Here is a 25,398-nt window from a genome sequence, read left to right on the forward strand (position 1 = left end):
AGAATGTATTGCGCTGACGTTAATACCTATCATGATTATGAGAAACCTTTTACTGATAATAGTCATGGCAATCGTCGGTACGGCGACTGCCGGGGCGCAGAATTTCCTGCAACACTTGCAGCAGAGACAGCAAGGACAAGGGGTAGTCACCGTGAACGAAAACAAGAAGATTGACAGTCTTGTAAACAACATTCTGCCACCAACACCGGTAAAAAAGCCGGAACATCAAACCCAAAAAGACAAAAAGGGAACAGACGGAAAGACCAAAGATGACTCGACAAAGAACGAGACACACAAACCGGACTCTTCAAATGCCGAACGCGAGAGACACAGATACGAAAACAGGAGGCACACACCGGAGACGGAAGAAGGTAGTACCGTAAATAAAAGGAAGAAGGTAATGCTCAACGGGCATCGTGCAAACGGATACAGAGTGCAGGTGTACCGGGGAGGAGGAACGCGCGATGCAAAGCAGAAAGCACAGGCATTGGGCAACCAACTGAAGACAAAATTCCCCGGACAACCGATATATGTACACTTCTTCTCGCCCAACTGGACAGTACGCATGGGCAATTTCAGATCGCAGGAAGAGGCCGTGAGAGTGCTGCGACAGGTAAAAAAAGCAGGGTTCAACTCGGCAACTTTGGTGAGAGGTCCCATAACAGTTTCAAGATAATTATATGAATCCAGAAATAGAATTCCGCGAAGGACTTGACGAACTCGCGGCTCATTACAAAGGAATACTTCAACTTCTCGGCGAAGACACCGAGAGAGACGGAGTGCTGAAAACACCAATGAGGGTGGCAAAAGCAATGCAAATCCTTACGCGGGGATATACCCAAGATGCCAACAAGGTGCTCACAGACGCACTCTTCGAGGAGAAATACAACCAAATGGTTATCGTAAAAGACATCGATTTCTTCTCCTTGTGCGAACATCACATGCTGCCGTTCTACGGCAAAGTGCATGTGGCATATATCCCCAACGGCTACATCACCGGACTTTCCAAGATTGCACGCGTTGTAGATATATTCAGTCACCGCCTGCAAGTACAAGAACGTCTAAACCTGCAAATAAAAGACTGCATACAAAATACGCTTCATCCGCTCGGTGTAATGGTGGTAATCGAGGCGAAACACATGTGCATGCAGATGCGTGGTGTGGAAAAACAAGGAGCCGTAACCACGACAAGCGATTTCAGCGGAGCGTTCAATCAGGCTAAGACACGCGAGGAATTTATGAACCTTTTGCACAGCGAAGGAAAGCATATTTAGCCGAAACAGTTAAACAATGCAAAAAAATGCACTGCCAATGCAATATTCTGCATGGCAGTGCATTTATATTCTAAAACCATTTTAAGCAATAAACGAATATGAAGAAAATCAAAAACTTATCCAAATTGATGTTCGCGGCTCTGCTCGCAGTGTTGATTTCGTCATGTCTGAACGAAGATAATGACCCGCAACAAAAAATTGACGTGAAATATTATAAATATGTAAGCGGCAATTATACGGGCAAAGTAGAGTATTTTACCGGTAAGGACAACAAAGAGCGAAAGACTGAAGAAGGCGTGAAAATAGCCGTTACGCCGGACTCAACAATGAAGATAACGGGAATTCCCGCAGCCGTGTTTGCCAAAAATATCAGTGATGAAAAGATACGGATAGCGATAAATGCACAGCCCAATCCGGAATTCTCGGTACGATTCCTTATATATTCGATCGGCTCTAAAGGCATATCCATGTTCGTGCAACCATTGCCGATAGATTTCAAAGGAATAATGGTGGACGGCAAGAAACACGACTATACCATCAATTTCCATGTACCATCGTTTGCTTTCTCGACACCATCGTACAAGAATTTATCCCTCACCGCATTCATGGGCAAACTCTTAGAGGACGGCAAGGAGAAAGAAAATTTCATTCCATATTCCAAAGATATAAACGAAAGCGTAACAATATACATTGACGGAAACAGAGATAGCAAATAGACAAAGTTATCAAACAAAGAGAGAGAGATTAAGGTCGTGCACCTTAATCTCTCTCTTTCTTTGTCGGGATTACTGGACTCGAACCAGCGACCTCGCGCCCCCCAGACGTGTGCGCTACCAACTGCGCTAAATCCCGAACAAGCATTTTCCCACCGTAACGGTGATATTTATGCAGGTGCAAAGGTATGGACTTTTGGCGAGAATAGCAAATATTTAAGAATGTTTTTTTGCTTACGGGGAGAGAATTGCAGAAAAACAACCGGGTGGTAATTTATTTACAGTCCCAATGTTCGCACATGTTTGTTTGGTCAGAATGGTGCGACAATGGAACAAAACAAGCGGAATCACAATGTAATTTCGGCAGAATTGCAATGTAATTTCGCCCAATTTGCTGTGTAATTTCGGTGGAATTGTTCTGCAAAACAGATTGAATTGCATTTCGACAGCGATGTTGCCGGCGGCATATATGGCTGCAATGTTGCATGCGGCGATCAAAAGATGTTCACCGTGAGTCGTGAAACGTTGTTTTCCCGAGATATTCAGTCAAAATAGTCTGACAGCATATAACAACGATGCCGTGCATTTATGAGTTCCACAAGAGGTTTCAGTCGCATGTCCGAAATCGGCTGGTTGCGATAATTTTCTATTTGTACATCATAACGTTTTCTGCTTCCTCGTTCTATAAGTTCATTTATGTTCTGAGGTATAAAGAATGTTGCGCGCTCCCCTATCCTCGAAAATATGTCGCTTTGAAAATTGTATATCGACACCAAATCGAAATCTGCAAAATGAATATATTGATTTCCTATCGTCTTCAACCAATTCGTCAGTTCGGCTCTCTGGGGATACCTATGCACAAAGAGTGTCTTTTTATTCGGTAATATATTGAGGAAACTGTGTATTCGATGGAATGTATCCGCACTCTCCACTCCCACTATCAGCACGTCGTGCGGCACGCAGAATACCTTGTATTCGTATATATACATGTATGTTCCTCGCGGCGGGTTTATTGTGAGATGTGCTCCTCCGACATGCGCATCTATCGGTTCCACGGACGTGACGAAGAAGCCTTCCATATAACTTGTCTTAGTATTTCTCGCTTCCACAATCGCTCCCTGCTTGTCAATTCCCGAATTATCGGCATCTACGGCAAACTGCATTTTGTGAAAACTTTGCAAGTCTTGTATGCTAAATTCTTCCAAAAGGTACTCTTTCATGCGTTCAAGACTCACGACCTTGAATGTGGTGCGTGTGCCGTGTTGCGTTGCCGGTATCAGTACGCCCGCAAGTTTCATTTTGTAGAACAAACGTGTCTGTGTCTCGCTTTGCGTCAGTTCCTCGCCGTTATACAATGCAAGAAGACGTCTCAATACTCCTTGAGTCGGTTTTTGTCTTTTCATAACATGTACCCATTAAGAAATAAACATCAAACATCCAATTCATTGCAAATATATAAAAAAATATTGAATTGGCATGCGTTTTTGTAATAAAACATTATTATTCGCCTTTATTTTAACATATTAATACTGTTTTTCATTTTCAAACAGATATTCAAAATTAATCTTATATATGCCATGTATGGTTTTGCATACTTTCACTTTGCCTTTTTACATCTGTCAATGTAATGCGCTTACACTTATTATTGTTTGCCGCACTTTATGTCTGTTTGTGCGGACACGAGCGTAAAACGTAATAAAAATTGGAAAAAATAAAAATAATAATAGTAAAAAAATGGTCGGATTAAAAATTAAATTTGTATTTTTGCAAGGTAAATATTAATGGAAAACAAATAGAGAAATACCATAGAGATGACATACAAGATTACGGCTCCGAGCCGTATCGATACTACCATAAAACTGCCGGCAAGCAAGAGTATAAGTAATCGCGCACTGATAATAAATGCGCTTGCCGGGGCAGAAATAACACCGGCCAACCTCAGCAACTGCGACGACACCGAAGTGATGGTGCGTGCCTTGCGCGACAACCCATACGAGATAGACATCAAGGCGGCAGGTACGGCAATGCGATTTATGACCGCATATCTCGCAGTGACACCTGGAGAGCATGTAATAACGGGTACGGAGCGCATGCGACACCGACCGATAAAGGTGCTCGTAGATACATTGAGATACCTCGGAGCAGACATAGAGTATATCGGAGAGGAAGGTTTTCCACCACTTAAAATTCGCGGCAAAACTCTCGAAGGAGGCAAGGCAGAGATGCCGGGAGACGTAAGTTCGCAGTATGTGTCGGCAATGCTGATGATTGCACCGGTGCTTAGCAACGGACTCGAACTGCATCTCACGGGCAACATCATATCGCGTCCCTACATCGACCTTACCATACACATCATGCACGACTATGGTGCGAGGGTGGAATGGACCGACGTTGACACCATAGTAACCGAACCTTCGGGTTACCAAGGGCGCGATTTCGTAATAGAGAACGATTGGAGCGGAGCATCATACTGGTATGAAACTCTCGCATTGTTGGGCGACAGCGAAAGCAAGGTGTATCTGCCCGGGCTGATTGACGCATCGCGACAAGGCGATTCGGGAGTACGATATCTGTTCTCCATGCTCGGCGTAAAGACACAGTTCGAAGATATGACAAACATCTGCCCGACAACGGTTACACTGAAAGCGATGCGCTCCATGCTGCCGAGACTCGATTTCGATTTCTCCGGTCAGCCCGACCTCGCACAAACATTCGTGGTAACATGCGCAGCGATGAACATTCCATTCCGTTTCACGGGACTTGCCACGCTGAGGATAAAGGAGAGCGACCGCATCAATGCTCTCAAACGAGAGATGAGCAAATTGGGATTCGTTATAAGGGAAGAGAACAATTCCGAACTGGTATGGGACGGGGAACGGTGTACCCCTACAATGGATCCGATTGACACATACGAAGACCATCGCATGGCAATGGCATTCGCACCTGCGGCTATAAAATTCCCGGGACTGAAAATAAACGCCCCCGAAGTTGTAACAAAAAGTTATCCGGCATTCTGGGAAGACCTGCGGCATGCGGGCTTCATCATAGAAGAGGAGTAACCGGAATTACACAAACCGTACTATTCAAACAAATTATAAAGGAACTTAAATGCTGTATCTCGTCATAGGAATAATAGCCTTGGGCATCTTTGCTGCAATCCTCGGACTGCTCTCACACAATAAAGACGGCAATACGGACGTTATTAATAACACGGTATCATCGTGTCAAACATGCAGCGGAGAAGACCCTCGCTGCGAACAAGAGTGCATGATGGAATCGGCGATGCGCCCTGTCGAATATTTCGATGACGAAGAATTGGACGCTTTTCGCAATAAACCGTCGGGGCAATATGACGACGACGACGCGGAACAGTTTCGCGAAGTACTATACACCATGCGCCCCTCGGAAGTGAAAGACTGGTGCCGAAGTCTGACGCTGCGCGGCATAGAACTGCCCGACCAAATCAAGGACGAGGTGTTCCTCATTATGGAGAACGACCCGGTAAAAGGCAGCGTGGAATAACAGAGGATTGCTTGTACCACTCTTCAACAATCATTTTTCAATCGTCAATAACCAAAAATGAAATCAAAAGAGCCATACATTGCAGTTGCCATCGTGGCAATAGTACTGCTCGCAGCATGTTCGACGCAGAAAAATACGTCGTCGAGCCGCTGGTGGCACTCGTTCAATGCACGCTACAACACCTACTATAACGGAGCCGTGGCGTATGTCGACGCATCGTTGGAAAGAGAGAAAGGCAACAAAGATAACTTTACCGAACGCATTCCATTATACACAATCGGAAACAAGACGAGCCGCGAACTGGGAAAAGGAAATTACGAACGTGCCATAGAAAAAGCAAAGAAAGCCATAAAACAGCACAGCATAAGGAAGAAACCCGAGTGGAACAAGAGTCGGAAGAAAACCGAAAAGGATCGCGAATGGCTTAGCCGGAGAGAGTACAATCCTTTCTTGTGGAAGGCGTGGTTGCTCATGGGACGGGCACAATTCCACAAAGGCGATTTCGACGAGGCTGCCTCTACGTTCGCATACATGAGTCGTCTGTACGCCACGCAGCCCGCCATTGCAGGCAAGGCACGTGCATGGTTGGCAAAATGTTACATAGAACAAGGCTTTGTTTATGATGCCGAGGACGTGATTGCCAAAATGAGACGAGACACAATGGATTGGCGTGCAGTGAAAGAGTGGGACTACACTTTTGCCGATTATTACATCCACACCAACCGTATTGAGCAGGCAATACCATATTTGCAGAAGGTGATACGACACGAAATGCGGCGCAAACAGAAAGCAAGAGAGTGGTATCTCATGGGGCAGTTGCAGGCCGAACTCGGGAACAGAGACCTCGCATACAAGGCATTCAGACATGTGATAAGACTGAATCCGCCATACGAATTGGAGTTCAACGCACGCATAGCAATGACCGAAGTAACGGCACGGGGAAAAGCGAAACAGATGATTGGCAAACTGAAACGAATGGCCGCGTCTGACAACAACAAGGAATATCTCGACCAAGTGTATTACGCAATGGGCAACATATATCTCTCCGAACGAGACACTGTCAAAGCCATTGATGCCTACGAGACGGGGAACAAGAAAACAACCCGCGCGGGAGTGGAGAAAGGAGTGTTGTTGCTGAAACTCGGAGATCTATACTGGGCACGCGAGAATTTCAGCGACGCACGACGCTGCTACGGCGAAGCAATAGGACTGCTCGACAAAACTCGGAAAGACTATGAGGCTCTGTCGTACCGCTCCAAGGTACTCGATGAACTTGTACCATTCACCGAGGCCGTCCATCTTCAAGACTCACTGCAGGCATTGGCAAAGATGTCGGAAACCGACCGCAATGCAGCCATCGACCGAGTTATAGAGGCTTTGAAAAAGAAAGAGAAAGAAGAACGTCTCGCACAGGCAGAACAAGAGGCGCAACAACAGCAGGCCGCCAATCAAGGGAACACCGGAAACATCCGACAAAATTCGCAACAGCAGCAGCAAACGAAGAACGGTCTATGGTATTTTTACAACCAAATGGCAGTGAATCAGGGTAAGGCGGCATTCCAAAAACTGTGGGGACGGCGCGAGAATGTTGATAACTGGCAGCGCGTAAACCGCACGGTGGTGGCGCAGAACGACCCTTCGCAACTTACAGACGAAATGCGCGACTCGATAGCAGCAGCCGAAGCACTGCAAGACTCGATAGACAACAGTCTTGACAGCGCGCAGAACGACCCGCACAAACGCGAATACTACCTCGCGCAAATACCGTTTACCGAAGAGCAGGTGCAGGCAAGCAACCTCATAATAGAGGACGGACTTTTCCATGCGGGAGTGATTTTTAAAGATAAACTCGACTTCCTGAAACAGAGCGAAAAGCACCTTACAAGACTCGAAAACCATTACCCCGACTACGAGCACACGGACGATGCGTTCTACCACTTGTTCCTGCTGTACCATCGCATGGGAATGCCGGGAGTGGCAGAGTCGTATATAGAAAAACTCAAATCGAAATTCCCCAAAAGCAAATGGACAACCATGCTGTCCGACCCTCACTTTGAAGAGAACGCACGTTTCGGAACAATGATCGAAGACTCGCTGTATGCCGCCACATACGAGGCATTCAAAGCCGACCGCAACGGGGAAGTGAAAAGGAATGCGAAGGTATCGAAAGAACGCTTCCCAATGGGTGCCAACCGCGACAAGTTCATATTCATAGACGGACTCGGGAAACTCAACGATGGAGACACGGAAGGCTGTCTGACAGACATGAACAACGTTGTGAAGAACTATCCGAACAGCCGTATCAGCGAGCTTGCAGGCATGATAATAAACGGAGTGAAAGCAGGAAGACGACTAAGGGGCGGAAAGTTCGACATCGGCGATGTGTGGGAACGACGCAGCATAGTTCTCAACGACAGCGACTCGATACAAGCACGACAATTCGTTGCCGACAGACTCTCGCCACATCTTTTCATATTGGCATATACCCCCGACTCGATAGCAGAGAACAAACTGCTTTTCGAGATGGCACGTTACAACTTCAGCAATTTCATGGTGCGCAATTTCGATATCGCCATCGACGATTTCGATGGACTGCACCGCATGCAAATTACCGGATTCAGAAGTTACGACGAGGCACTGCAATATGCACGCAAACTGTACAAATACGAACCGATAGTGCGCTTGATAAAGAAGGCACGGGGCATAATAATCAGTGAGGCGAACCTGCCGTTGCTCGGAACAAATTTCAGTTACAAGGACTACGACAAGTTCTACGACAAGCATTTCGCACCTCTGAAACCATCGACCATGCAACTGCTCAACGAACCTGCCGAGATAGAATACGAAAAACAGCAGGAAAAACCGCAGCCGCAAGAAGGAGACGAGAACACATACGACAACAAGGAAAGCGACGGAACGGTAATTGAAACGACAACAGAAACAACGGAAATTGTTACCGAGACAACAGATTCCATGCCGGAAACGACAATAGAGGACACACCGGAAACAACTGTTACGGAAAACGATACTACAACGGAAAATGTGCCGGAGACAATCGTTAAAGAAGAGAATAATGTTGTGGAAGAACCGGAACAGCCGGCAACAAACGTTAACACAGAGCCGAAAGAACCCGAAAAACGAGAACCCGAACAACCGGAAAAAATCACAACCAAAGAGCCGGAAGACGAAGGTATATATTTCGATGACGGATTCGGGACAGAGAACAATGCTCCCGGAAACAACAACAATAACAATAATAACAACAAGAATTTCGACATAGAGGACGAATACTACGACCTCGAAGGTTTCTAAACATACAATATGAGCAACGGACTTCTACTTTGGGTTGACGACGAGATGGAACTTCTCCGCGCCCATATTATCTTCCTTGAGAAAAAAGGTTACGAGGTGGTAACAGCCACAAACGGAACCGATGCAACAGAACTATGCAGGCACCGCACGTTCGACCTTATCTTGCTCGACGAGATGATGCCGGGCATCAGCGGATTGGAAACACTTCAGAAACTTAAAGAAATACAGCCGGCAACACCGGTGGTAATGGTGACCAAGAGCGAAGAGGAGGACATAATGAACCAAGCAATAGGCTCGAAGATTGCCGATTATCTCATAAAACCGGTCAATCCGGTGCAAATTTTGCTTACTCTGAAAAAGAACATACACCGGAAAGAAATAGTGACCGAAGTGACACAGAGCGGATACCAGCAGAACTTTCAAGACATTGCCCAACAGATTGACGATTGCCGGACAACAGAAGATTGGATGAACGTGTATAAACGTCTCGTACACTGGGAACTGGAACTTACCGGCACCGACACCAACATGGACGGAATATTGCAGATGCAGAAAGAAGAAGCCAATGCTGGATTCGCCAAATTCATAAAGAACAACTACCTTGCATGGGTTGACCCGAAGACGATGAACACGTCAGACCGCCCGATGATGAGTCCCGACATTTTCAAGAAAAAGATTTTCCCGATGCTCTCTAACGGAGAGAAAGTGTTCCTAATAGTTATAGACAATTTCAGGCTCGACCAATGGAGGGTGCTCGCTCAGGAAATAGGAGACATGTTCGACATAGAGGAGAACACATATTGTAGTATCCTGCCAACGGCAACACAATATGCACGAAACTCCATATTCAGCGGACTAATGCCCACACAGATTGCCGAGATGTTCCCGGAATTGTGGGTAGATGAGGACGAGGCAGAGGGGAAGAACCTGAACGAAGAGCCGCTCATAAGAACGCAGATAGAACGATACCGCCGACGTTATACGTTCTCTTACCACAAGATAAACGACTCGCAGGGAGCAGAACGGCTTATGACCCATTTCAACCAAATGTATCAGAACGACCTCAACGTTGTGGTAATCAATTTCATCGACATGCTCAGCCACGCACGTACAGAGTCGAAGATGGTGCGCGAACTTGCCAACAACGAGTCGGCATACCGTTCGATAACACTCAGTTGGTTCCGCCACTCGGTAATGGCAGAACTGTTCAAGGCACTCGCACAGACCGACCATACCATCGTCGTCACTACCGACCACGGCAGCATTCGCGCCAACAAACCGGTAAAAATAATAGGCGACCGCAACACGAACACAAACCTGAGGTACAAGTTGGGCAAGAACCTTGCATACAACCACAAAGAGGTGTTCACGATAAAGAACCCGCAACAGGCTCAACTGCCCGCTCCGAATCTCAGCACCTCGTATGTGTTCGCCACCGGCAACTCATTCCTCGCATATCCCAACAACTACAACTACTATGTGTCATACTACAAAGACACATTCCAACATGGCGGCATATCGCTCGAAGAAATGATAATACCGCTTGTGACACTGCGTGGAAGAAAGAGGAAATAGTTTCGTTCGGAAATGCCTTTTAATTGAAATTGGCATATTATCTTTGTCGGATAAAAGGATAAAAACAGTTTTATCGGTAAACAAGAAAAATAAAAGACAAAAGATAGAATCCCCGTCTCAACCTCTTAACTACTTAAAACTCTTTAACTCAAGAAAATAAGAAAATGGAAATAAGAATAAACAACATCAACGATATAGACACCGCGGCACGTCTTTTCATAGACAACATGCCGCAGGGAAAGGTCTTTGCATTCTATGGAAAGATGGGAGCCGGCAAGACGACTTTCATCAAAGCCGTATGCGAGGGACTCGGCGTAAACGACGTGATAACCTCCCCGACATTCGCCATTGTGAACGAATACGAGGGCAAAGAGCATGCGGTAATATATCATTTCGATTTCTACCGCATAAAGAAAATCGAGGAAGTCTATGACATGGGATACGAAGAATACTTCTTCAGCGGCAACCTATGCTTCATAGAATGGCCCGAACTTATAGAAGACCTTCTGACCGACAACGTTACGAGGGTAAAAATAGAGGAAACGGAAGACGGTTCGCGCCTTGTCAGTTTCTAACCCTTTGCATTGCGGGAAACAATTTGTCAGAAAACAATATCGCCCGAATTGTAAACCAAAACCGTCTGTTTTGCATTACAATTCAGGCGGTTTTGGTTTACGATTCAGGCAGGATTGCTTATAACAGAGCCTCGAATTTCTTTTTCAGTACATTGATTGGGGCAGAACCCACATGGCGGTCAACCTCTTTACCGTCTTTGAAGAAGATGATCGTCGGGATGTTGCGTATGCCCATTTCGGCAGCCACCTCATCGGCCTCTTCAACATCGCATTTGCCAACAACGATTTTTCCGTCGAACTCTTCGGCAAGTTGCGACACCAACGGTCCAATCATTCGGCACGGTCCGCACCATGTTGCCCAGAAATCAACTACCAATGGCAACGAGCCATTCTTATAACTCTCAAAGTTCTCTTGTGTGATTTTTACTTCCATTTCTTTTTCTTTTTTATTTGTCCAATATATATATTATAGTTACTTTTCATGCAAACAACATGCCACTCGCGTCTACGTGTCAACCAAACTGTCGGCACAGCATGAAACGCAGTGGTGCGGCATGTCATTTTGTCGCGATGTCATATTCAAACAACAAGTTGTCATCGAGATATGAAATCAACTTCTGGTTCAGTTCCACGCGTTTCTTTCTCGAACGCAGCGTAATCGGTGTGCCGCTCCCCTGAATGTGTATTTTCACATAAAGGTCGGTTTTGCCCGGAGATTCGTCGATGATGCTGCACAAGTCTTCAATATTTTCCGAGTCGAGTTCCGAAGCCTTCATCGAAATCGTTATATTGTCAATGCGCGTATCTTTTACCGTACTGAGCAGTTGTATGTTGCTTACATTGAAACTCACATACTTGGAGTTCGGGTACGGCATGGAACACTTTGCGTTGACATAAACAGAACTACCCACTTGCAATATACCGCTCCACTTGCCCCAGTTCTCGCCGAAGAACGGCATCTCTCCCGCTCCGTCGTAATCCTCTATCGTTACGAATCCGCACGGATTTCCTTTCTTGTCGAATCGTGTCCTTACGTCTGTAACTATGCCTCCCAGCGTGAGTGCCTGTTTTTCTACCAATGCCTCTTTGTTCTCGAGTTCTGCACAACGCGTATTGCAAAGTTTCCGCAGCACCACCGAATAGTCGTCGAGTGGATGTGCAGACAGATATATCCCCACCAGCTCCCGTTCCTTGTTAAGACGTTCTATGTTGCTCCAAGCCTCCGTCTCGGGAAGCACCGGTCTTGTTATCTCCACCTCATCCAAAGCACCGAAGAGCGAATTTTCCATCTCTCTTTTCACATTCATGTAACTCTGTCCGTATCGCACAATCGTGTCGAGGAAAATTTCTCCTTTCTTTCCCATGGCAAAGAACTGTTCGCGCTTTGTCCCGAAACTGTCGAATCCACCGCTCAGAGCCAGCACCTCGTATGTTTTTCGGTTGATGCTGCTACCCAGTCGCTCGGCAAAATCGTACAAAGACTTGTACGGTCCGTTTTTCTCCCGTTCCTCTATTATAGCCCTTGCGGCGGCATCTCCCATGCCTTTCACTCCTCCCATGCCGAAACGTATCTCCCCTTTCTTGTTGACACCGAATTTCTCATAACTCTCGTTAACATCCGGTCCGAGTGTATGTATGCCCATAGCCTTGCACTCGTCCATGAGTTTCGTTATCTCTTTAATGTCGTCCTTGCGGCGGCTCATTATTGCAGCCATGAACTCTGCGGGATAATTAGCCTTGAGGTATGCCGTTTGGAATGCCACCCACGAGTAGCATGCCGCATGCGATTTGTTGAATGCGTATGAAGCAAATTTCTCCCAATCGCTCCATATTTTCTCCAATGTTTTCGGGTCGTGCCCGTTCTTCATGCCTCCTTCTATGAATTTCGGCTTCATTGCGTCCACGATGTCTTTTTTCTTCTTTCCCATCGCTTTACGCAGAGCGTCGCTCTCTCCACGTGTGAAGTCTGCCAGTTGTCGCGACAGCAACATCACTTGCTCTTGATACACCGTAATACCGTATGTGTCTTTGAGGTATTTCTCCATGCACGGAATATCGTATGTTATCGGTTCTGCGCCGCTTTTTCGTGCGATGAACGATGGTATGTAATCCATCGGTCCCGGTCGGTACAGAGCGTTCATTGCAATCAAATCCTCGAACACGGTCGGCTTAAGCATTCTCAGATATTTCTGCATTCCGTTCGATTCAAACTGGAATGTTCCTATCGTTCTCCCCTCCTGATACAGTTTGTATGTAGCGGGGTCGTCGATTGGAATTTTGTCGAGGTCGATTTCTATGCCGCGTGTCTGCTTGATGTTTGCCACCGCCTCTTTCAACTCCGAGAGCGTTTTCAGTCCGAGGAAATCCATCTTTATCAGTCCCGTTGACTCTATCACATGCCCGTCGTACTGCGTGCAGTTTGTCTTGGTGTCCTTGAAATCGGGGTCGTCGGCAGTCGATACAGGCACATGGTCGCTTATCGGGTCGCGGCATATTATGATTCCACAGGCATGTATTCCCGTTCCGCGCACCGTTCCTTCAAGCATCTTGGCATATTTTATGGTGTCGCTGAGGTGTTTGTCTGTCGAAGCCTCCGCCTCTCTCAGTTCCGGCGTACACTTTATTGCGTTCGGCAGATTCATGCTCATTCCGTCTGGCAGTCGTTCCGGTATTGCCTTGCAGAGTGCGTTCGATATGCTCAACGGCACTTTCTCCACCCGTGCGACGTCCTTTATGGAGTTTTTCGTTGCCATCGAACTGTATGTTATTATGTGTGCACAGTTCTCGTGTCCGTACTTGTCCATCACCCATTTGAGCACTCTTGCCCTCCCGTCGTCATCGAAATCGGTGTCTATATCGGGCAGCGATATACGGTCGGGATTCAGGAAACGTTCGAACAGCAGGTCGTATTCCAATGGGTTTATCTTAGTTATTCCGAGACAGTATGCCACCACGCTTCCGGCTGCCGAACCGCGCCCCGGTCCCACCATTACATCGAGTATGTTTCGTGCCGAGTTGATAAAGTCTTGCACTATGAGGAAATATCCCGGGAAACCCATGGTTTTCATTATGTGCAGTTCGAATTTGACTCTTTCCTCGACATCGTCTGGTATCGGGTCGCCATAATGCAGTTTTGCTCCTTTGTAAGCAAGTTCTGCCAGATAGTCTGCCTCGAATTTTATGCGGTAAAGTTTGTCGTATCCCCCGAGTTTGGCAATCTTCTTAACTCCGTCTTCCGGTGACAGTTGGTTCTCTCCGTTCTCGTCGGACGTAAATTCGTCGTACAGTTGTTGTTCGGAGAATTTCTCGCGCCACTCCTCTTCTGTACCGAACTCCTCCGGAATCGGGAAAAACGGCATTATCGGGTCGTTGTCGAGGTTGTACGTTTCCACTTTGTCGAGAATCTCGATTGTGTTTGCCATCGCCTCCGGCACGTCGTTGAAGATTTCCCACATCTCTTCTTTCGTTTTGAACCACTCCTGTTTAGAGTAGAGCATTCGTGTGGGGTCATCTATGTCCTTGCCCGTCGAGAGGCACAACAAGTGGTCGTGTGCCTCGGCGTTCTCTTTGTCAACAAAGTGTGCATCGTTTGTGCATACCACCTTGATGCCGTACTCCTTCGCAAGTTCCAACAACACCCTGTTTGCCTTTTGTTGCAATGGGAATGTCTCGCGGTTTGCCCTTATTTCCGGGTCTTTTACCTCGTGCCTTTGCAGTTCAAGATAATAATCGTCTCCGAACACCCTTTTGTGCCATTCTATGGACTCGCGCGCACCGGCCATGTCGTCGCGTATTATTTTTGCGGGCACCTCTCCCGCGATGCACGCCGAGCATACAATCAGGTCTTCATGGTATCGTTCGAGATCGGCACGGTCGGTTCTCGGACGATAGTAATATCCGTCAATCCATGCGTTGCTGACTAATTTTATCAGGTTCTTGTATCCGTTCTCGTTCTTTGCGAGTACTATGAGGTGGTATCCTCCGCGGTCTATATCGAGACTTTTGCTTTCCTTGCCCTCTCCCTTTGCCACATACATCTCACAGCCGAAGATAGGTTTGAACGGTTCGAGGCCTTCCTTCTTTCGGTCTTTGTTCACTTTGTTAACATAGTCGTGATACTCTTTTATGCCGAACATGTCGCCATGGTCGGTTATGGCCATGCCTCTCTGACCGTCGGCAATGGCTTTGTCAACCAAATTCTTAATTTTCGATTGACCGTCGAGTATAGAGTAATATGTATGTACGTGCAGATGTATGAAGTCCTCCATGTAGTTTCGTCACATTAATGTTTTGAGCGTCAAAGTTACGCTTTTTTATCCATTCCTCCAAACAAAAATCATCTAAAAGTTACTACAATATAAATATATTTTGTACCTTTGCACGCGCATTATACGCATATATGCAAATATGGGAAAAAGGATAAGAAAACTTAAGAACGTCAGACTGCACCGTGAAGGCACCGACACGCTTTTATACGGTGGATTCTTAATTATCGCCGTGGCAGTTATTCTGTGGCGGGCGTTCGACACCAAAATACCATTTTGGGCATTCTCGGTCGCAGCTTGCGCATTGTATCTCGTCGTGGTAAATTTCTATCGCTGCCCGAAACGTTTCTTCGACGGCGACACGGAAGGCATTGCAGTGGCACCGGCCGACGGAAAGGTGGTTGTAATAGAGGAAATAGAGGAAGACACCTATTTCCACGACCGCCGCATGATGATAAGCATTTTTATGAGTCCGCTCAACGTACATGCCAACTGGTTTCCTGTTGACGGGCGTGTTAAGTTTGTGAAACACTTCGACGGAAATTTCCACAAGGCATGGCTGCCGAAAGCAAGCGAAGAGAACGAGCATGCAGACACGTTGATTGAAATGGAGGACGGACGCGAAGTGCTGGTGCGACAGATTGCCGGAGCCATGGCACGCCGCATAGTTACTTACGCGAAAGAGGGGGAAGACTGCTACATAGACGAGCACATGGGATTCATAAAACTCGGCTCGCGAGTTGATGTTTTCCTGCCCGCGGACTGCAAGGTGTGCGTGAAGATGAACCAGACAACCACCGGCGACCAGACGGTTATTGCCCGTCTCTGACACACCCGTACCCCACTACGAATATTTTTCGCGGCATTTCAAAAAGTCGGCAGCAAAACATGTTGCGACATGTCGCACGCAAAAAACAAATCAAGATGGCAAACATCATAACACGCAACATTCCGAACTCGATAACATGTTGCAACCTCGTAAGCGGCTGCATTGCCACGGTATATGCCTTCGGCGGCAACTATAAAATGGCGTTGACATTCATTGTCGCAGGAGCGGTGTTCGATTTCTTCGACGGTATGTCGGCGCGCCTGCTCGGAGTAAGTTCGCCAATAGGCAGAGAACTCGACTCGCTTGCCGACAACATCACATTTGGCATGGCTCCGTCTACCATGATTTTCACTTTGCTCTCAACGATTGGTTATCCCGCATTCCTCGAACCGTTGCGCCAGGTGTTGCCGTACTCGGCATTCCTTATGGCGGCGTTTTCGGCTCTCAGGCTCGCCAAGTTCAACCTCGACGAACGACAGACGATGGGTTTCATCGGGTTGCCAACACCTGCCAACGCTTTGTTTTGGGCATCGCTCATAGTCGGTATGCAATCGATACTTGAGCATTGCGAATGGACGGTGTTGATTGTAATGCCGATGATGTTGCTCTCGTGCCTGCTGCTTACAGCCGAATTACCGATGTTTGCCCTCAAATTCAAACACCGTGGTTGGAAAGGCAACGAGGTGAAATATATTTTCGTTCTTACGTGCATACCGCTACTCGCATTCCTCGGTTTGTTCGGCTTAACTGTAATCATTGCATGGTATGTGTTGCTGTCGATGGCAGTATGGTTGCACAATAGGAAAAAAGAATAAAAAGTAATAAGTATGAGTGGTTTAATTAATTTCATATTGATACTCGGATTCGTCATAATCGTTGCCGCATCATTGCTATTCTTCTTTCTATACAGAAAGGTGAACAAGTTTTTCCGTTCGTTCGGTAAAAGCACTGAACATAACGGCAGACATCGTGGCGGCGGCAATACTTATGGCAACAAGAGCGGCATAATCGACGTGCGTACACCCGAACAGGCAAACCGCAAGATATTCAAGGAAGGGGAAGGAGAATATGTTGACTTTACCGAGATAGACGATAAATGACGGACAACCCACGGTAAAATAACATTTACACAAATCGACCGCTAAGATTTTTTCCGTGAATAAACACAATGGAAAATCTTAACGGTCGATTTTATTTTAACGTTCGGGCATTGTGACATCGGTGTTTATAAAGACACCGATCGTCAACAAAGCCACTGTCAATCGTCATTCTATAACTTTCATCTCTGTACGACGGTTGAGTTGGTGCTCGGCTTCACTGCAAGGCACGCCATTGGAACATCTGTTGAGCAGACGTGTCTCTCCATAGCCTACCGATACTATGCGCGATGAAGAAATACCGTGCTCTACGAGATATGCCTTAACAGAATTGGCACGCTGTTGAGACAAACGAAGGTTGTATGAGTCGGAACCGCGAGAGTCGGTATGCGACGACATCTCCACACGAATATTCGGATTGTCAAGCAGATAAGCAACGAGTCGGTCAAGTTCCGGACGTGCATCAGGACGTATCGTGGCCTTGTCGAAGTCATAGTGTATGTTGTTAAGACGTATCGGCTCATTCAACTTAGGCTTCGTCAGACAGTGATCAACAGTTACAAGAGTCGTCTTGACAGGGTTGTATTGGTTCTTCTCTATTATGAACTCTTCCGCAGGCAGACATTCTTTCTTCGTAATATTGATTGTATAACGTGTATCCGCCCTCAATGATACCGAATACTCACCGCGGCTGTCTGTGGTGAATTCATACATTTTCTTACCCCTGCCGCTTTTTATAACCACCTTGGCTCCAACGGCAGGTTCCGTTGTTCCGCAGATGGTTACGCGCCCTTTGAGGGTAAATTCGGTCGGCATCGGCTTCGGTGTCGGTACGACAACCGGTGGTTTCGGTGCAACTTTCTTGGCATTAAGACGGAATACCACTCCGCAGAACATTCCCAAAGACGACATGTCGGTCTTGCCAACATTATCCGGTTCTAAATCTGCCATCTTGCGTGGTGAATTAATTATTATGGGTTTATAGAAATAATCGCTGTAAGGCACATTGAAACAATGCATATAGTATCCTCCGAGACTTAGTCCGAACCACTCGTTGAAGAAATAAGAAAAACGCATCTGAGCTTTCATTGCCAAACGAGTCTTTGAGTCTATGTCACTGGCTGCATAAAGTGTCCTACCCATAGATCCTTCATCGAACTTCTCTTTCAATGAAGACTTGCCGCCATTTATGCTAACCATACCTGCACGTAGATTCAATTCTGCCATGAACGGAGGAAGAATAGTGGCGGGAAGACGGAACGAAGGACCTGCACCCAAGAAGATGCGTTCCACGTTATTAACAGATTCTTCAAATTTCACTTGGTGTTTTAAACCGTTCGGCACCACGCCATCCACATCTATTTCGGGCTTGTTCGTGATATAATCTCCATCCAAACCAAGACCGAACCAACTCCAATAATGGTCAACGCCTATTCCAATATTCGGTCCGCCTTTGAAATCGAGATAACGATATGAGTTACCATGGTTCAATCCAAAGTCATATCCTCCGTGCAAGGAGAACTGCCAATGCCTGTTAAGATATTCCGGCCCGGTGTTAACGCTGACCTGTGCAAACGAGGCAGTCATTCCCAACAAGAACAATACTGCCGACAATAAAAGTTTTTTCATGTTTGGTAATTTTGTTTTATAGTTAACATATATATAATTGTAGTAGTAATAACAACAGAGTCAAAGATTGCATTTACTTTTCATCGGGCTGGATATACTTTGGACATCCAAATTCTTGTATTTCTCACGGCTTTCGACAATCATGTCAAAGGTCAATGAGCCAGTTTTCCCTTTTACGCGTGTCTTTATGTAAATGAAAGCCCTTACCGTTCTCCGTTGAACTGTACCAGATAGGTCTCTCCCACTTCAGGGGCTAATAAATAATTAAGTCCATGATCGAGTTGAGCCTTTTTTCTATTGACTCTTGCAAAAATTCCTTGGCAAATTCCTTCGGGTCTTTCGAATTTGCAAGTTTATTGAAATCCTCTATCCCAAAAGGCTCAAGCGTTTTGCCTATCCGGCTCGAAACCATGTCGGTAGGTTGCCAACAGTAAACACCTTTCTGATCTTTTGTGTAAAGTTCGTCGTCATTCCTGTATGACATTCCGGAAAAACCCGCAGGCGAAAGGAGGTTTTCTCCTCCGGGGTATGTGGCATGATTCAGCAATACAAGTTGTTTCCGCATATCTTTCGTAACATTGGAGAACTTGACCGTTGAGCCGTCTTTCAACTTAAGGAAATGACCAAGGGTACTGTTTTTATAGGCACCAAGGCTGACATTTCTATAAACAGTAATCCACGCTTTGCCGCTAACGGTTCCTCCACCTTCTTCGTCGTCGTCACCGCACGAAACTAACACTACCGCTGTTGCCATCGTGAATAACGCCAACAGCATGCACGGCATTCTTGATTTCTTTAAATAATACATAATCACTTTAGTTTTGAGTTTATAAATTTATTTATTGATAAGCACATAATCCGTCAGCCGGATTAATTAGTTTAAGATGTACATCCTCAATCATGCAAATGATACTCACATGTTGCAAAGATTACGATGTTTATATGTTCCAGTGTAAGTTAATATTTATAATCCTTGGTGCAATATTAATAAATTTTATCGAAATATGCAAGTATTCTTATAAAAAAATACTGTTTGGATAAAAAAAACAAAAAAAACAATTCAAATGACACCGAAGACAGAGTGAAGAAACAACGACATATACATAATAAATACATTTGTGTTGAACTTATACAATTTCTCGTATTTGTCGCCTTTCACCATTACCGAAGCCCCGACTGCGGAATTCTTGGTTCAACAGCCGGGTACATGTCATCCGAGTATAAATACGACAGGCTTCGGTATCAGTAGGATTAATCGGTTGTGTAGTTTCAAATAGGATATGTACGGACGTATCAACGATGTACGAGCGTGCCTATTTCCTCGCCGTCGATTACCTTTTTCAGATTTCCCACCACGTCCATGTTGAACACATATATGGGCAGGTCGTTGTCGTTGCACATGCAGATTGCGGTGAGATCCATTACTTTCAGTCCCCGTGCGAGTACCTCGTTGTATGTAATGTCTGCGAATTTCACCGCAGCCGGGTCTTTCTCCGGATCGGCGGTATATACTCCGTCCACACGTGTACCCTTCAACATCACGTCGGCCTCAATCTCCAATCCGCGCAGCGACGAGCCGGTGTCGGTTGTGAAATACGGCGAGCCGGTACCTGCCGAGAATATACATACGCTTCCCTTCTCCATTGCCTCGATGGCACGCCATTTGGTATAAAATTCGCCTATTGGCTCCATGCGTATTGCCGTAAGCACCTTGTTTTTCACACCTTCTGCACCGAGTGCGCTGCTCAACGCGAGCGAGTTGACAACCGTTGCCAACATTCCCATTTGGTCGCCCTTAACGCGGTCGAACCCTCTCTGCGCTCCGCTGACACCTCTAAATATGTTGCCGCCGCCAATGACTATGCCTATCTGCACTCCCATGTCGTGGATTTCTTTTATCTGACGTGCATAGTCGCCAAGGCGTTCGGGATCGATGCCATACTGTTGATTTCCCATAAGGCTCTCGCCCGAAAGTTTTAAGAGAATACGTTTAAATCTTGCCATATTATTGTTTATTTGTTTATTAATCCGATTACTCCGTTTGCCACCTTTGCCGTATTGTCCGGCACGAATGCCACATCCTTGAAAGCATAGCAGCGTTGACGGCCAAAGGTGTCCCGCAATACTATGTGTCCGTCGTCTTTTACGGTAACTATCTCTGCACTGAATTTGCCATCGGCATCGCGATACTCATGGAAACCGTCACGCCGATACAATACACTTCGGTATCGCCGGCGGATTTCGTCGGCGTTCAAATTCTCCAAATAATGAGAGTATAAGTTTGTCAGCGATTGCAGTATCTCTCGGCAATCACGCTCAATGCCGTCAATCAATACCATCGACACGGGGTTCGGTGCATCGCTCAGGAACACTCTTTGGTTAACATTAAGTCCTATGCCGATGATACATTCTTTGATGTGAGTGCCTGAAAGACTGTTCTCTATCAATATCCCCGCTATTTTACCATCGCCTACATATATGTCATTCGGCCATTTTACCCGTATTTCGCAATGTAACGCGTGCGCGAGATATTCGCTTGTCGCCACGGCTATCATCATGGATATGATGTATTGCTCGTTGGCAGATATGCCTTTGGGACGTATCCTCATGCTGAACGTAAGGTTTTTGCCATGCTCGCTCTCCCATTGGTTCGTTCCCTGTCCGCGCCCCGCTGTCTGAAATCCGGTCCACACGACGGTCATGTCTTCGTCGCCATCATATTCCCGCAGGAAGTTATTCGTGGAATCCAGTTCCTTCTTGTAAACGATTTTGCAATTCATTATTGCATGCAAAGTTACGGAATATTTTGTACAATGACACCCGATGACACTTACTTTTTTGTCATTGCAGTTAAAATTCGACTTATTTTTATATATGTGTATAAACGAAAAGCATTACCTTTGCAATATGGAAAACGAAGAGAGAAAGAGAGACGAACATTTTATGCGGCATGCCATCAACGAGGCACGGCAGGCATCGGCAGAAGGCGAGATACCAATCGGTGCGGTGATTGTGGCAGGAGGCAGGATTATCTCGCGGACCCACAACCTTACGGAGACTCTCAACGATGTCACCGCGCATGCCGAGATGCTTGCCATCACTGCCGCCGAGAATGCACTCGGCGGCAAATACCTTACCGGATGTACACTGTATGTGACGGTAGAACCTTGTCCGATGTGTGCCGGTGCGATTGGCTGGGCACAGATTCCACGTGTTGTTTATGGAACCACGGACGAGAAACGAGGCTACAGGAGATATGCCCCGAACGCATTGCATCCCCGTACAAATGCAGTTGGCGACATCCTCGGAGAAGAATGTCGCCAACTGATGATTGATTTCTTTTCGGCCAAAAGAGGATAATCCCGTCTGCCGTAAAGTGTTTTTATTTCACCTCTATTACGAGATATTTGCTCGTACTCCAGAATGTCTGTGGGTCTGTGATGCGGAGTATATACTGCCCCTTTGCGTCCTTTTCAAGAATGTAACTGCCTGACGGGTGCGAAGTTTTCATTTCCGCTTTCTTTGAGTAGAGTTTTATTTCTTTCTGCACTCGTATGTCAATCTTGGTAAAGTAACTCTTGTTGAAATTACCGCGCAACACACGGCTGCCCTCTATTATGCCCTGTTCTTTGAGTTCTCTCTTTGTTCCGAACACAAACCATGCGGTATTCAACTGCTTGTCCTGATTGCTGATGGTAGAACTCTTCTGCTCGCTCTCCGTTTTAAGGTTGTCAACATCTGTGTTAAGATTTGATATTGTCTCGTCGAGTTCCGAAATGTGAATATCTTTCTGCTCAAGTTCTTCGCGCAGTTTTTGCAGTTCGACATCTTTCTGCTCAAGTTGTTTCGTGAGATTTTCCACAGTACGTTTCAGTTGGTCGCCCTTGAAAGAACTCTCGCGAAGTTGTTTGCGCAGTTTGTCGAGCAGTTCGCGATTTTGGCTCATGCGTTCCTGAATGAACTTTATGTCCTCTTTTATCTTCTGCTTGCGGTCTGCACCCTCGCCCGAACGGGCAAGTGTGACACGTCCCTCTGCCTCGCTTATTTCTCGTAACCCTTCATTGATGTCATTGAGTGTCCCCATGATATCATTAATCTCATTCTCTTTCTGTTCAACAATCCTTTGCAGCGAGTCACTCATCGTTGCACCCGGAGCATCAGAAACTTTGTTGCCTGTACATGCTGCCAATGCCGTTAAGCAGGCTGCGAAAAACAATAATTTCTTCATGTCTTTATAAATTTATGATTCCCAAAAAATTCTATGGTGTATTACTATATACGGATTTCAGTCCTTTCCCGCAACCACCACCACAAACTCTCCACGCGGTTCGTGTTCCTTGAAATGAGCCGTTATTTCGCCAAGCGTTCCGCGGACACACTCTTCGTGTACCTTGGATATTTCGCGGCAAACACTCGCCCTGCGTTCTTCGCCAAACTCTGCGACAAGTTGCCCAAGTAGTTTCAGCAGGCGATACGGCGATTCGTAGAAAACCATCGTACGCTGTTCGTCGGCAAGAGCCTTTATGCGCGACTGTCGTCCTTTTTTCTGCGGAAGGAAACCTTCGAAACAGAATCGGTCGCATGGCAGACCGCTCGACACGAGAGCCGGTATCATGGCCGTTGCTCCCGGCAGGCACTGTACCTCAATCCCTGCATTTACAGCCTCGCGGACAAGATAGAAACCCGGATCGCTGATGCCGGGTGTTCCGGCGTCGCTTATCATTGCCACCGTGGCTCCCGCCCTCATTCTGTCAACAATGCCGGCACTTGTTCCGTGCTCGTTGAACTTATGGTGCGACATCAGCCGGTTGTGTATATCAAAATGCTTCAGCAGAATACCCGACGTGCGAGTGTCTTCGGCAAGAACCAAGTCGGCTTCTTTCAGCACCCTGACGGCGCGAAACGTCATATCTTCCATATTTCCCACAGGCGTGGGAACAACATATAAGATGCCCATAAATCGCGACAAAGATAGTATAATCACTCCAAATAGCCAAACAAATTATTTTTTTTTATTCAAAAAACAATCGGAACAATTGGTTGTAAATGCAATTAACACACAAAAAATTGCAGGAAAAAGGACAAAGAAAAAAACGATATTTTTAACTTGAAAGAGAATTGCATTCCTACTCCGAATGAGTGAAATTGCCGTTTTCGCAGCTCCCCGCACAACAGCATAAACCGTCAGGTATAACGTCATAGAACTTCGTGACGGCAGCGTATTATTGTGAACTTAAAAGGCATGCGGCGGCACAGGCAAAACGTATTTACCGGCATTATTCGCATTATTGCACGCACAAGCCGGCTCTGCAAGTTTTGAATATTGAATATTCCACCGTTAAAAAACGATATTTTATTTGTCATTATCAAAACGTATGTGTATATTTGCAGAAATAAAATACAAGAAAAGTGTTTGAACAGAAAATAACATTCGACAAACTGATACGTTGGATTATTACCGCCTTTATGGTAATGGCTGTAATTTTCACAATCGACTACCTGAGCAGCGTGTTGCTGCCATTCTTCGTGGCATGGTTACTTGCGTACCTGCTGTACCCAATCGTACATTTTACTCAATACAAACTGCATGTACCCACACGCGCACTCAGCATCGTTGTCACACTCGTGTTCGTAACCGCAGTGCTGTCCGGAGTGTTTTACCTCATATTCCCTCCGATGATAGAACAGTTCGAGAAACTGGGAGTGCTGATAACACAATACATACAAGACAATACCGACAGCAACAACATCTCGCAGATAATACAGCAGTGGGTTCGCGACAACTACAAGTATATTAATACTTTCATTAAACAAAAAGATGTTACCGACACAATAAAGAGTGTCATGCCGGGAGTTTTCAACATGCTCGGACAAACCGCAAACATAATACTCAGCATCGTGGCATCGCTCATTACATTATTATATATGTTCTTCATATTGCTCGACTACGAGTATCTCACACGAAACTGGATACGCATCTTCCCAAAGAAAAACAGACCGTTCTGGACTGTATTGGCAAGCGATGTGAAACGAGAGATGAACAACTATATAAGAGGACAGGGACTCGTGGCACTAACAATGGGAATACTCTTCTGCATAGGATTCACAATAATAGATTTCCCCATGGCCATAGGACTCGGCATTCTCATCGGCATAATGGATCTTGTGCCATATCTGCACACATTCGCACTGATTCCGACGGCATTCCTCGCCTTGCTGAAAGCCGTGGACACCGGACAAAATTTTTGGATAATACTCGCTTCGGCTGTTGCCGTGTTCTGCATCGTACAAGTGATAATAGACCTCATCGTGACACCTAAAATAATGGGGAAAACAATGCGGCTCAACCCTGCAATACTCCTGCTGTCGCTATCGATATGGGGAGCATTGCTCGGCTTTATAGGACTTATCATAGCATTGCCGCTCACAACAATTATCATTGCGTATTACAAAAGGTATATCACGAAAGACGAAGATAACGATACCGAAAAAAGCAGAGACAATTTGGAGAAAAACGCTACCGATGACCATAAATTAACCATGGAAAAAGCAAAAAACTGAAGAAAATAATAAAAAATACGAAGAATAATTTTGGAAATAAAAAAAT

Annotated in this window: 22 protein-coding genes and 1 tRNA gene; 13 read left to right on the forward strand and 10 right to left on the reverse strand. The window is 46.0% G+C overall.

Features of this window, described 5'->3' with window-relative positions:
- Positions 1 to 37 precede the first annotated feature (37 nt).
- The 3 genes from EII32_RS03580 to EII32_RS03590 all read left to right on the forward strand — a co-directional run bounded on the left by EII32_RS03580 (position 38) and on the right by EII32_RS03590 (position 1,990).
- Positions 38 to 676, forward strand: coding sequence for an SPOR domain-containing protein (locus tag EII32_RS03580; protein WP_158611120.1), 639 nt, complete (start codon positions 38 to 40; stop codon positions 674 to 676).
- A gap of 4 nt (positions 677 to 680) precedes the next feature.
- Positions 681 to 1,274 carry a GTP cyclohydrolase I FolE gene (gene folE, locus EII32_RS03585; RefSeq protein ID WP_125234089.1) on the forward strand — a complete coding sequence of 198 codons (594 nt, stop codon included), beginning with the start codon at positions 681 to 683 and terminating at the stop codon, positions 1,272 to 1,274.
- A 98-nt stretch (positions 1,275 to 1,372) separates the two neighbouring features.
- The gene (locus tag EII32_RS03590; RefSeq protein WP_125234090.1) at positions 1,373 to 1,990 is read left to right on the forward strand and encodes a DUF4840 domain-containing protein; all 618 of its coding nucleotides are present in this window, start codon (positions 1,373 to 1,375) and stop codon (positions 1,988 to 1,990) included.
- 63 nt (positions 1,991 to 2,053) lie between these two features.
- On the opposite strand, the gene EII32_RS03595 is transcribed toward EII32_RS03590, so the two are convergent.
- Together EII32_RS03595 and EII32_RS03600 are read right to left on the reverse strand one after the other, a co-directional pair.
- Positions 2,054 to 2,126, reverse strand: a tRNA-Pro gene (locus EII32_RS03595).
- 403 nt (positions 2,127 to 2,529) lie between these two features.
- The gene (locus tag EII32_RS03600; RefSeq protein ID WP_125234091.1) at positions 2,530 to 3,390 is read right to left on the reverse strand and encodes a hypothetical protein; all 861 of its coding nucleotides are present in this window, start codon (positions 3,388 to 3,390) and stop codon (positions 2,530 to 2,532) included.
- 408 nt (positions 3,391 to 3,798) lie between these two features.
- On the opposite strand from EII32_RS03600, the gene EII32_RS03605 reads away from it, so the two are divergent.
- From EII32_RS03605 to tsaE, 5 genes are all read left to right on the forward strand, one after another.
- Positions 3,799 to 5,046 carry a 3-phosphoshikimate 1-carboxyvinyltransferase gene (locus EII32_RS03605; RefSeq protein ID WP_125234092.1) on the forward strand — a complete coding sequence of 416 codons (1,248 nt, stop codon included), beginning with the start codon at positions 3,799 to 3,801 and terminating at the stop codon, positions 5,044 to 5,046.
- Between the two features lie 49 nt (positions 5,047 to 5,095).
- Positions 5,096 to 5,509 (forward strand): hypothetical protein, encoded by a 414-nt coding sequence (locus tag EII32_RS03610; protein WP_125234093.1) that lies wholly within the window; start codon positions 5,096 to 5,098, stop codon positions 5,507 to 5,509.
- A 57-nt stretch (positions 5,510 to 5,566) separates the two neighbouring features.
- On the forward strand, positions 5,567 to 8,821 hold the full coding sequence (locus tag EII32_RS03615) for a tetratricopeptide repeat protein (protein ID WP_125234094.1): 3,255 nt from the start codon (positions 5,567 to 5,569) through the stop codon (positions 8,819 to 8,821).
- A gap of 9 nt (positions 8,822 to 8,830) precedes the next feature.
- A complete protein-coding gene (locus EII32_RS03620) occupies positions 8,831 to 10,396 on the forward strand; it encodes a bifunctional response regulator/alkaline phosphatase family protein (protein ID WP_125234095.1) in 1,566 nt (521 codons plus the stop codon).
- Between the two features lie 164 nt (positions 10,397 to 10,560).
- Positions 10,561 to 10,971, forward strand: coding sequence for a tRNA (adenosine(37)-N6)-threonylcarbamoyltransferase complex ATPase subunit type 1 TsaE (tsaE, locus tag EII32_RS03625; protein WP_125234096.1), 411 nt, complete (start codon positions 10,561 to 10,563; stop codon positions 10,969 to 10,971).
- Between the two features lie 118 nt (positions 10,972 to 11,089).
- Here tsaE and trxA read toward each other — a convergent pair whose 3' ends face one another.
- On the reverse strand, positions 11,090 to 11,404 hold the full coding sequence (gene trxA, locus EII32_RS03630) for a thioredoxin (RefSeq protein WP_125234097.1): 315 nt from the start codon (positions 11,402 to 11,404) through the stop codon (positions 11,090 to 11,092).
- Positions 11,405 to 11,528: 124 nt separating this feature from the next.
- Positions 11,529 to 15,239, reverse strand: coding sequence for a DNA polymerase III subunit alpha (gene dnaE, locus EII32_RS03635; protein ID WP_125234098.1), 3,711 nt, complete (start codon positions 15,237 to 15,239; stop codon positions 11,529 to 11,531).
- Positions 15,240 to 15,378: 139 nt separating this feature from the next.
- Here dnaE and EII32_RS03640 point away from each other — a divergent pair, with 139 nt between their 5' ends.
- The 3 genes from EII32_RS03640 (at position 15,379) to EII32_RS03650 (ending at position 17,165) form a co-directional block, all read left to right on the forward strand.
- Complete coding sequence (locus EII32_RS03640; protein WP_125234099.1) at positions 15,379 to 16,065, forward strand: phosphatidylserine decarboxylase family protein; 687 nt, start codon at positions 15,379 to 15,381, stop codon at positions 16,063 to 16,065.
- Positions 16,066 to 16,160: 95 nt separating this feature from the next.
- A complete protein-coding gene (locus tag EII32_RS03645) occupies positions 16,161 to 16,880 on the forward strand; it encodes a CDP-alcohol phosphatidyltransferase family protein (RefSeq protein ID WP_125234100.1) in 720 nt (239 codons plus the stop codon).
- A 12-nt stretch (positions 16,881 to 16,892) separates the two neighbouring features.
- Positions 16,893 to 17,165 carry a DUF4834 family protein gene (locus tag EII32_RS03650; protein WP_125234101.1) on the forward strand — a complete coding sequence of 91 codons (273 nt, stop codon included), beginning with the start codon at positions 16,893 to 16,895 and terminating at the stop codon, positions 17,163 to 17,165.
- A gap of 165 nt (positions 17,166 to 17,330) precedes the next feature.
- Here the strand turns inward: EII32_RS03650 and EII32_RS12065 are convergent, their stop codons facing one another.
- From EII32_RS12065 to EII32_RS03670, 4 genes are all read right to left on the reverse strand, one after another.
- A complete protein-coding gene (locus EII32_RS12065; RefSeq protein WP_158611121.1) occupies positions 17,331 to 18,791 on the reverse strand; it encodes an OmpA family protein in 1,461 nt (486 codons plus the stop codon).
- Between the two features lie 253 nt (positions 18,792 to 19,044).
- Positions 19,045 to 19,599: a hypothetical protein gene (locus EII32_RS03660; protein WP_125234102.1), complete on the reverse strand. Its 555-nt coding sequence runs from the start codon at positions 19,597 to 19,599 to the stop codon at positions 19,045 to 19,047.
- Positions 19,600 to 20,084: 485 nt separating this feature from the next.
- Positions 20,085 to 20,795 (reverse strand): UMP kinase, encoded by a 711-nt coding sequence (pyrH, locus tag EII32_RS03665; protein WP_125234103.1) that lies wholly within the window; start codon positions 20,793 to 20,795, stop codon positions 20,085 to 20,087.
- An 8-nt stretch (positions 20,796 to 20,803) separates the two neighbouring features.
- Complete coding sequence (locus EII32_RS03670) at positions 20,804 to 21,571, reverse strand: biotin--[acetyl-CoA-carboxylase] ligase (RefSeq protein ID WP_125234104.1); 768 nt, start codon at positions 21,569 to 21,571, stop codon at positions 20,804 to 20,806.
- 127 nt (positions 21,572 to 21,698) lie between these two features.
- Between EII32_RS03670 and EII32_RS03675 the strand changes: the two genes are divergently transcribed.
- Positions 21,699 to 22,151 (forward strand): nucleoside deaminase, encoded by a 453-nt coding sequence (locus EII32_RS03675; protein WP_125234105.1) that lies wholly within the window; start codon positions 21,699 to 21,701, stop codon positions 22,149 to 22,151.
- A 22-nt stretch (positions 22,152 to 22,173) separates the two neighbouring features.
- Here EII32_RS03675 and EII32_RS03680 read toward each other — a convergent pair whose 3' ends face one another.
- Together EII32_RS03680 and rsmI are read right to left on the reverse strand one after the other, a co-directional pair.
- A complete protein-coding gene (locus EII32_RS03680; RefSeq protein WP_125234106.1) occupies positions 22,174 to 23,019 on the reverse strand; it encodes a hypothetical protein in 846 nt (281 codons plus the stop codon).
- A gap of 57 nt (positions 23,020 to 23,076) precedes the next feature.
- Positions 23,077 to 23,748 carry a 16S rRNA (cytidine(1402)-2'-O)-methyltransferase gene (gene rsmI / locus EII32_RS03685; protein WP_125234107.1) on the reverse strand — a complete coding sequence of 224 codons (672 nt, stop codon included), beginning with the start codon at positions 23,746 to 23,748 and terminating at the stop codon, positions 23,077 to 23,079.
- Positions 23,749 to 24,200: 452 nt separating this feature from the next.
- On the opposite strand from rsmI, the gene EII32_RS03690 reads away from it, so the two are divergent.
- Positions 24,201 to 25,352, forward strand: coding sequence for an AI-2E family transporter (locus EII32_RS03690; protein WP_233582299.1), 1,152 nt, complete (start codon positions 24,201 to 24,203; stop codon positions 25,350 to 25,352).
- Positions 25,353 to 25,398: the final 46 nt, after the last annotated feature.

The organism is Prevotella sp. OH937_COT-195, from assembly GCF_003932845.1.
GTDB lineage: Bacteria > Bacteroidota > Bacteroidia > Bacteroidales > Bacteroidaceae > Prevotella.

Excerpts from the sequence above, each read along its gene's own strand:
- tsaE (WP_125234096.1), top strand. The coding sequence starts at position 10,561 with ATGGAAATAAGAATAAACAACATCAACGATATAGACACCGCGGCACGT.
- trxA (WP_125234097.1), bottom strand. The coding sequence starts at position 11,404 with ATGGAAGTAAAAATCACACAAGAGAACTTTGAGAGTTATAAGAATGGC.
- EII32_RS03660 (WP_125234102.1), bottom strand. The coding sequence starts at position 19,599 with ATGTATTATTTAAAGAAATCAAGAATGCCGTGCATGCTGTTGGCGTTA.
- EII32_RS03605 (WP_125234092.1), top strand. The coding sequence starts at position 3,799 with ATGACATACAAGATTACGGCTCCGAGCCGTATCGATACTACCATAAAA.
- EII32_RS03640 (WP_125234099.1), top strand. The coding sequence starts at position 15,379 with ATGGGAAAAAGGATAAGAAAACTTAAGAACGTCAGACTGCACCGTGAA.
- EII32_RS03645 (WP_125234100.1), top strand. The coding sequence starts at position 16,161 with ATGGCAAACATCATAACACGCAACATTCCGAACTCGATAACATGTTGC.
- EII32_RS03675 (WP_125234105.1), top strand. The coding sequence starts at position 21,699 with ATGGAAAACGAAGAGAGAAAGAGAGACGAACATTTTATGCGGCATGCC.
- EII32_RS03580 (WP_158611120.1), top strand. The coding sequence starts at position 38 with ATGAGAAACCTTTTACTGATAATAGTCATGGCAATCGTCGGTACGGCG.
- rsmI (WP_125234107.1), bottom strand. The coding sequence starts at position 23,748 with ATGGGCATCTTATATGTTGTTCCCACGCCTGTGGGAAATATGGAAGAT.
- EII32_RS03650 (WP_125234101.1), top strand. The coding sequence starts at position 16,893 with ATGAGTGGTTTAATTAATTTCATATTGATACTCGGATTCGTCATAATC.
- EII32_RS03610 (WP_125234093.1), top strand. The coding sequence starts at position 5,096 with ATGCTGTATCTCGTCATAGGAATAATAGCCTTGGGCATCTTTGCTGCA.
- EII32_RS03680 (WP_125234106.1), bottom strand. The coding sequence starts at position 23,019 with ATGAAGAAATTATTGTTTTTCGCAGCCTGCTTAACGGCATTGGCAGCA.
- pyrH (WP_125234103.1), bottom strand. The coding sequence starts at position 20,795 with ATGGCAAGATTTAAACGTATTCTCTTAAAACTTTCGGGCGAGAGCCTT.
- EII32_RS03670 (WP_125234104.1), bottom strand. The coding sequence starts at position 21,571 with ATGAATTGCAAAATCGTTTACAAGAAGGAACTGGATTCCACGAATAAC.
- folE (WP_125234089.1), top strand. The coding sequence starts at position 681 with ATGAATCCAGAAATAGAATTCCGCGAAGGACTTGACGAACTCGCGGCT.
- EII32_RS03590 (WP_125234090.1), top strand. The coding sequence starts at position 1,373 with ATGAAGAAAATCAAAAACTTATCCAAATTGATGTTCGCGGCTCTGCTC.
- EII32_RS03615 (WP_125234094.1), top strand. The coding sequence starts at position 5,567 with ATGAAATCAAAAGAGCCATACATTGCAGTTGCCATCGTGGCAATAGTA.
- dnaE (WP_125234098.1), bottom strand. The coding sequence starts at position 15,239 with ATGGAGGACTTCATACATCTGCACGTACATACATATTACTCTATACTC.
- EII32_RS03600 (WP_125234091.1), bottom strand. The coding sequence starts at position 3,390 with ATGAAAAGACAAAAACCGACTCAAGGAGTATTGAGACGTCTTCTTGCA.
- EII32_RS03620 (WP_125234095.1), top strand. The coding sequence starts at position 8,831 with ATGAGCAACGGACTTCTACTTTGGGTTGACGACGAGATGGAACTTCTC.
- EII32_RS12065 (WP_158611121.1), bottom strand. The coding sequence starts at position 18,791 with ATGAAAAAACTTTTATTGTCGGCAGTATTGTTCTTGTTGGGAATGACT.